The organism is Rudaea sp. (assembly GCF_036560865.1).
Classification (GTDB): Bacteria; Pseudomonadota; Gammaproteobacteria; order Xanthomonadales; family Rhodanobacteraceae; genus Rudaea.
The window spans coordinates 1-7,343 of record NZ_DATBQK010000115.1 but is presented as its reverse complement, the minus strand read 5'-3'; the positions used below and the strand labels follow the sequence as shown (position 1 = coordinate 7,343).

General features: G+C 63.2%; 5 protein-coding genes. 3 read left to right on the top strand and 2 right to left on the bottom strand.

Annotated features, from left to right (window positions below; all coding sequences use genetic code 11):
- Window positions 1-51: 51 nt before the first annotated feature.
- Window positions 52-639, bottom strand: coding sequence for an adenylate kinase (locus tag VIE67_RS11890; RefSeq protein ID WP_332026475.1), 588 nt, complete (start codon window positions 637-639; stop codon window positions 52-54).
- Between the two features lie 157 nt (window positions 640-796).
- Here VIE67_RS11890 and VIE67_RS11885 point away from each other — a divergent pair, with 157 nt between their 5' ends.
- The gene (locus VIE67_RS11885; RefSeq protein WP_332026473.1) at window positions 797-2,062 is read left to right on the top strand and encodes a 6-phosphofructokinase; all 1,266 of its coding nucleotides are present in this window, start codon (window positions 797-799) and stop codon (window positions 2,060-2,062) included.
- A gap of 10 nt (window positions 2,063-2,072) precedes the next feature.
- Here VIE67_RS11885 and VIE67_RS11880 read toward each other — a convergent pair whose 3' ends face one another.
- Window positions 2,073-3,221 carry an acyltransferase family protein gene (locus tag VIE67_RS11880; protein ID WP_332026471.1) on the bottom strand — a complete coding sequence of 383 codons (1,149 nt, stop codon included), beginning with the start codon at window positions 3,219-3,221 and terminating at the stop codon, window positions 2,073-2,075.
- A 165-nt stretch (window positions 3,222-3,386) separates the two neighbouring features.
- Here VIE67_RS11880 and VIE67_RS11875 point away from each other — a divergent pair, with 165 nt between their 5' ends.
- Both VIE67_RS11875 and VIE67_RS11870 read left to right on the top strand, forming a co-directional pair.
- Entirely contained in the window at window positions 3,387-5,417 is a 2,031-nt protein-coding gene (locus VIE67_RS11875) for a sodium-translocating pyrophosphatase (RefSeq protein ID WP_332026469.1), read from the top strand.
- Window positions 5,418-5,556: 139 nt separating this feature from the next.
- A partial coding sequence (locus VIE67_RS11870; RefSeq protein WP_414707360.1) for a prolyl oligopeptidase family serine peptidase occupies window positions 5,557-7,343 on the top strand: 1,787 nt, incomplete at its 3' end.

Sequence of the window (7,343 nt, the reverse complement as noted above, 5' to 3'; positions counted from 1 at the left end):
CCCTCACCCCTTGCCCTCTCCCGCATGCGACAGAGGGGGGTGATCGTCGCGCTAGCGCGCGACCTCGGTGTTTGATTGAAGCGGCAGCGCGGCGAATATGCGCCGGGACACTTCGTCAACGTCGCCCACGCCATCGACATGACGCAGCTTGCCGATCTGCTCGAAGTGCTCGGCGACGGGCGCAGTCTGTTCGCGGTAGATGTCCAGACGCTTGCGCACGATGGCCGGGTCGTCGTCGGGCCGGTGCTCGGTCTTGAAGCGCAGTTCGCAGCGCGCAAGGATGGCGCTGTCGGGCACATCGAGCTTGATCGCGACATCAAGTGGCTGGTTCAGGCGCGCGAGCAGGGCTTCGAGTGCAGTGCACTGGGCGAGATTGCGCGGGTAACCGTCGAGGATGAAGCCCTTGCGCGCATCGGGCTCGCGCAGGCGGTCTTCGAGCATGCCGAGCACCATTTCGTCCGACACCAACTGTCCGGCGGCCATCACCTCTTTCGCCTTCAGCCCCAATGGCGTGGCGGCCTTGACCGCCGCGCGCAGCAGATCGCCGGTGGAAATATGCGGTATCTGCAACGCATTCTTGATGCGCTCGGCCTGAGTACCCTTGCCCGAACCGTTCGGGCCGAAGAAGACGATGCGCATAGGCTTCTACGTTTATCCATCGAACATACCGGCGCGAAAAATCGCGGCTCTTTTCTGCGCAGCGTGGCGATCGGCTAGACTCGCGACCTTGAGCGCCGAGCTAAGCTAGCGGCAGCCGCAGTGTTAGTCAAACCTGCAACCACACGGTGTTCCCAATATGAGCAAAGGCAACCTCCTGTACGCCCAATCCGGCGGCGTCACCGCGGTCATCAACACCACGGCCTGCGCGGTGATCGAAACCTGTCGCAAACATCGCATCCGCGCCTATGCCGCGCGCAACGGCATTCTCGGCGCACTGCGCGAGGAGCTGATCGATCTGTCCAGGGAAGACCGCAGCGCGATTGCGGCATTACGCCACACCCCGGGCGGCGCGTTCGGCTCGTGCCGCTTCAAGCTTAAATCGCTGGAAATCGATCGCGCGCGCTACGAGCGCCTGATCGCCGTGCTGCGCGCACACGATATCCGCTACTTTTTATACAACGGCGGCAACGATTCGGCCGATACCTCGCTGAAGATTTCCGCGATCGGCAAGGAGCTGGGCTATCCGCTGCAGGTCATCGGCGTGCCGAAGACGATCGACAACGATTTGCCGGTGACCGACAGCTGCCCGGGTTTTGGCTCGGTGGCCAAGTACACCGCGGTGTCGATTGGCGAGGCCAGTCTCGACGTCGCCTCGATGTGCGAATCCTCGACCAAGGTGTTCGTGATGGAAGTGATGGGCCGTCACGCAGGCTGGATCGCCGCGGCCGCAGGCCTCGCCGCGACGGGCAAGGACGCCGCGCCGCATATCATCCTGTTCCCGGAAGTGCCGTTCGACGAAGCCGCGTTCCTCGCGCGCGTCGAGGCGACGGTCAAGCGCGTCGGTTACTGCTCGATCGTGGTTTCCGAAGGGCTGAAAAATGCCGAAGGCAAATTCCTCGCCGAAGCTGGCAGTACCGATGCGTTCGGCCACACCCAGCTCGGCGGCGTCGGCCCGTTGATCGCGCAATTGGTAAAAAGCAGGCTCGGCTACAAATACCACTGGGCGGTGCCGGATTATCTGCAGCGCTCGGCGCGCCACCTAGCCTCCAAATCGGATGTCGAGCAGGCCTACGCCGTGGGCAAGGCCGCGGTCGAATATGCGCTGGCCGGCAAGAATGCGGAAATGCCGGTGATCAAGCGCATCTCGACCACGCCGTTCAAATGGAAAATCGAGGCCGTGCCGATTACGCGGATTGCGAATATCGAAAAGAAGCTGCCGAAGAATTTCATCACGCGCGACGGCTTCAATATCACCGCCGCTGCGCGCAGTTATTTCGAACCGCTGATCCGCGGCGAAGACCGACCGCCGTACGACGCGACCACCGGCCTGCCGAAATATGCGCAGCTCAAGCGCGTGCTGGTGAAGAAGAAGCTCCCGCGCTACAGCATCGCGGACAAATAGGCGCTCAACGCTACGCGCGCTCGATCACGGCAATACGCTGGGCCGCAGGCCGCAGAAAAGGCCGCTCGACATAGCGATACGATAGCCAGGCGATCAGCACGATCGTCGGAACCACGGCAACGAGCACCATGATCCAGGCCGGTGCGTACGTGCCACCGGTCAGCCCGGCAGATTGCGCGGCCTGCAGTATTGGGTAATGCCATAGATAGAGGCTGTAGCTGATCAAGCCGAGGAAGGTCATCGGCCGGTTGGCGAACAGCGCGGTGCCTGCGCGCGTCGTGGCGGCTGCACCGAGAACCAGCATGCCGAAGCCGATTGCCGTGACGCTGTGGTGGAAGAAAAGATACGGCACGTCAATGCGCACGGCGAAATCGTCGCGCGGCGCCGCGACATAAGCCAGGGCGACGATGAGCGCGATTCCGCCGCACAGCCACGCGGTCGCCGCCCGGCGTGACGGCGGTCGGCTCGCCATGATCCATGCCGCGCACACACCGATGAAGAACTGATCGAGCCGCGCCGGCAGTTGATGCACGTCTGGATAACTGATGAACATCTTCAGCGTTGGATCGGTCAGCGACCAGTAGCACAAAACGCGGAACACAAAAACGAAAACCAGTACCGACAACAACGCCAGCTGCCAGCGGCACCGAGTAACGAACAAGGCGAGCAGCGGCAGCGCGACGTAAAAATCCCATTCGACCGGCATCGACCAGTAGACCGGATTGAGCGGCGGGACCGACCACGGCACGATGTTCTGCACCAGCAAGGCATGTGCGGCGAGGATGCGCGGCGCGATCCGGCTGGTCTGACCGACATAGAGCAGGATCGCCGTCAGAATCACCAGCTGCAACCAATACGCGGGCAGGACGCGGCGGCAGCGATGGATCCAGAACTCCTTCAGCGACGGTCGCGGTCGGCGTTCGAGCGCCGCGCGATGGAACGGCATGCTCAGCAGGAATCCCGACAGCACGAAAAACAGGTCGACGCCGAAATAGCCGCATTTGAACAGCGGGGTCAGATCCAGGCCAATTCCCGGCAAGGGCAGGACCAGCGCCGGGCCGTTCGCGAATTGCCAGGCGTGATACATCAGCACCCATAGCGCCGCCAGGCCGCGCACGCCGGTGAGGTTCGGAAAATACGCTGTGCCGGCGCCGGGCATGCTCTTTACTGACCACCTCGTGCAACAGGGACGCGCCTTATAGCATGGGTCGCCGCGCCGCGCCGCAAAACTGGTGTTCTGGCACGCTCCGGCTATACTTCGTCGTTCGTTTCGTCGCACCCAACGTTTTTATCCACGAATTGCCTGATTTCCGAGGGAGGATGCATGTTGCAGCAATACGGTTACTGGATCGCGCCAGCCTGCGCGTTGTTGGCGATCATCTACGGCGTCTGGTCGCGCAGCTGGATTCTGGCGCAGCCGGCCGGCAATGAACGCATGCAGCAGATCGCCGCGGCGATTCAGGAAGGCGCGCGCGCCTATCTCAATCGCCAGTACACGACGATCGGCATGGTCGGCGCGGTGCTGTTCGTGGTCATCGGCTTTACGCTGAATTGGCCGACCGCGATTGGCTTTGCGATCGGCGCGATTCTGTCCGGCCTGACCGGCTTTATCGGCATGAACGTATCGGTCGCTGCAAATGTGCGCACGGCCGAAGCCGCGCGCTCGGGCATTGCGGCCGCCCTTGACGTTGCATTCCGCGGCGGCGCGATCACCGGCATGCTCGTTGTCGGTCTCGGGTTGCTCGGCGTCGCCGGCTACTACTTGATCCTGATCCAGTATTTCGGTTTCGAGCAGACGCGCACGCTGCATGCGCTGGTCGGTCTGGCGTTCGGTTCCTCGCTGATCTCGATCTTCGCGCGCCTCGGCGGCGGCATCTTCACCAAGGGCGCCGACGTCGGCGCCGATCTGGTCGGCAAGGTCGAAGCGGGCATTCCCGAGGACGATCCGCGCAACCCGGCGGTGATCGCGGACAATGTCGGCGACAACGTCGGCGACTGCGCCGGCATGGCGGCCGATCTGTTCGAGACCTACGCGGTGACCCTGATCGCCACGATGCTGCTCGGCGGCGTACTCGCCACCGAAGTCGGCACGAACGGCGTGCTCTACCCGCTCGTACTCGGCGGCGTGTCGATCATCGCCTCGATCATCGGCACGTTTTTCGTCAAGACCAAGCCCGGCGCGAAGATCATGAACGCGTTGTACATGGGCGTGGGCGTCTCGGCCGTGATCGCTGCGATCGCGTTCTACCCGATCACCACGAGCCTGATGGCCGATGCCAAGGCCGGCGCGCTCAACCTGTACTTCTGCGCGCTGATCGGTCTGCTGCTCACCGCAGCGATGGTCGTCATCACCGAGTACTACACCGCGACCGAATACGCACCGGTGCGCCATGTGGCGCAATCGTCGACCACGGGTCATGCGACCAACATCATCGCCGGCATCGGCATCTCGATGAAGTCGACCGCGTTCCCGGTGCTTTCCGTGTGCGCCGCGATCTGGGGTGCGTTCCATTTCGGCGGTCTGTACGGTATCGCGACCGCCGCCACGGCAATGCTGTCGATGACCGGCATGATCGTCGCGCTCGACGCCTACGGCCCGATCACCGACAACGCCGGCGGCATCGCCGAAATGGCCGGGTTGCCGAAGGAAGTGCGTGCGGTGACCGATCCGCTCGACGCGGTCGGCAACACGACCAAGGCGGTGACCAAGGGCTACGCGATCGGTTCGGCCGGCCTCGCCGCGCTCGTGCTGTTCGCCGACTACACGCACAACCTTTCAGTGCAGCATCCGGGCACGGTGTATACCTTCGACCTTTCCGATCACATGGTGATCATCGGTCTGCTGATCGGCGGCCTGATTCCGTTCCTGTTCGCCGCGATGGCGATGGAAGCAGTCGGTCGCTCGGCCGGCGCCGTGGTCGAGGAAGTACGCCGTCAGTTCCGCGAGATCAAGGGCATCATGGAAGGCACAACCAAGCCCGACTACTCGCGCGCGGTCGACATGCTGACCAAGTCGGCGATCAAGGAAATGATGATTCCGTCGCTGCTGCCCGTACTGGTGCCGGTCCTGGTCGGTTTCCTGCTCGGTCCGATCGCCTTGGGCGGCGTCTTGATCGGCACGATCGTCACCGGCCTGTTCGTCGCGATCTCGATGACCACCGGCGGCGGCGCCTGGGACAATGCGAAAAAGTATATCGAGGACGGCAACTTCGGTGGCAAGGGTTCGGATGCGCACAAGGCCGCGGTCACCGGCGACACGGTCGGAGATCCGTACAAGGACACGGCCGGCCCGGCGGTCAACCCGCTGATCAAGATCATCAATATCGTTGCATTGTTGCTGATCCCGCTTCTATAAAATGAAGCTGTCGCGCACGGCGCGACGATCACTCCCCCTCTCCCGCGTGCGGGAGAGGGCAAGGGGTGAGGGAAAATCTGCCAAAGAGTCAGTGAGCCCCGCTTCAGCGGGGCTCATCGTTTAGCACTAGGAATCGCCCATGAAGTCGCTCACCGTTCTCGTCGCCGCCGGACTTGTCCTCGCCGGCTGCGCCCATCTCGACCAGAAGCCTGCTGCCATGAAACCGACGGAAAAAAGCGCGGCCAATGCCGCGGTCGAAGATCCCTATCTCTGGCTCGAGGAAACCGACAGCGCCAAGGCGCTGGACTGGGTCAAGGCGCGCAACGCGGAGTCGGTCAAGGCGCATGGTTCGTCGCCCGCTTTCGAGGAAATGCGCGCGCAGATCCTCGAAGTGATGGATTCCGACGCGCGCATTCCCTACGTCAGCAAGATGGGCGAGCATTACTACAATTTCTGGCGCGACAAGGCGCATCCGCTGGGCTTGTGGCGGCGCACGACGCTGGCCGAATACCGCAGGGATCACCCGACCTGGGAAGTGCTGCTCGACATCGACGCGCTGGCCAAGGCGGAAAGCGAAAAGTGGGTTTGGCATGGCGCCGATTGCCTCAAGCCCGAGTATCGCCACTGCCTCATCTCACTTTCGCGCGGCGGCGCGGATGCCGATGTGGTGCGCGAGTTCGATCTGAAAACCAGAACCTTCGTCAAGGATGGTTTCGTGCTGCCCGAAGCGAAGATGCAGATCGGCTGGATCGATGCGAACAGCGTCTACGTCGGCACCGATTTCGGTGCGGGCTCGATGACCAAATCGAGCTATCCGCGTATCGCCAAGGAATGGAAGCGCGGCACGCCGCTGAGTAGCGCAAGTCTTGTGTACGAAGGCAAGGACGACGATCTGGCCGTGTCGGCGTACCGCGACCATACGCCGGGTTTCGAGCGCGACTTCGTCGATCGCGCGCTCGCGTTCTACTCAAACGAATACTACGTGCGCGGCAAGGATGGCAAGCTCGCGCGCATCGACGTGCCGCTCGACGCAAAAATCAACGCGCAGCGCGAATGGCTGACAATCGAACCGCGCACTGCCTGGACGGTCGGCGGCAAGACCTACCCTTCCGGCTCGCTGCTCGCGGCCAAGTTCGACGACTTCATGGCCGGCAAGCGCGAATTCACGGTGCTGTTTACGCCAAGCGAGACGACATCGCTCGACGGCTATTCGTGGACGCGCCATCACCTGATTCTCAGCCTGCTCGACAACGTCGTCAGCCGGCTCGAAGTGCTGACGCCGCCGAAAAATGCGCGCACTTCCAGCGCGTGGAAACGCGAGCCGCTGGGCGGTGCGCCGGCGCTGAGCACGATCTCCGCGGGCGGCATCGACGCGGACGACAGCGACGCGTACTTCCTCACCGTCTCGGGCTATCTCGAGCCGACCACGCTTTACTACGGCACGCTCGGTCAGGGCGCGGCAAAACCGCTCAAGCACAGTCCGAGTTTCTTCGATGCCGCGAAAAACGACGTGCATCAGTACTTCACCGCGTCGAAGGACGGCACGCGTGTGCCCTACTTCGTGATCGCGCCGAAGGATCTGAAACTCGACGGCAACAACCCCACCCTGCTCTACGGTTACGGCGGGTTTGAAGTGTCTGAGCAGCCCTACTACAGCGGCAGCATCGGCCGCGCCTGGCTCGCGCGCGGCGGCGTCTACGTCGTCGCCAATATCCGCGGCGGCGGCGAATACGGCCCGCGCTGGCACCAGGCCGCGCTCAAGGCCAATCGTCCGCGCGCCTACGAGGACTTCGCCGCGGTCGCGCGCGATCTCGTTGCGCGCAAGATCACCTCGCAGCCGCATCTGGGCGCGATGGGCGGCAGCAATGGCGGCCTGCTGATGGGCAATATGCTCACGCTGTACCCCGAGTTGTGGTCGGCGATCGT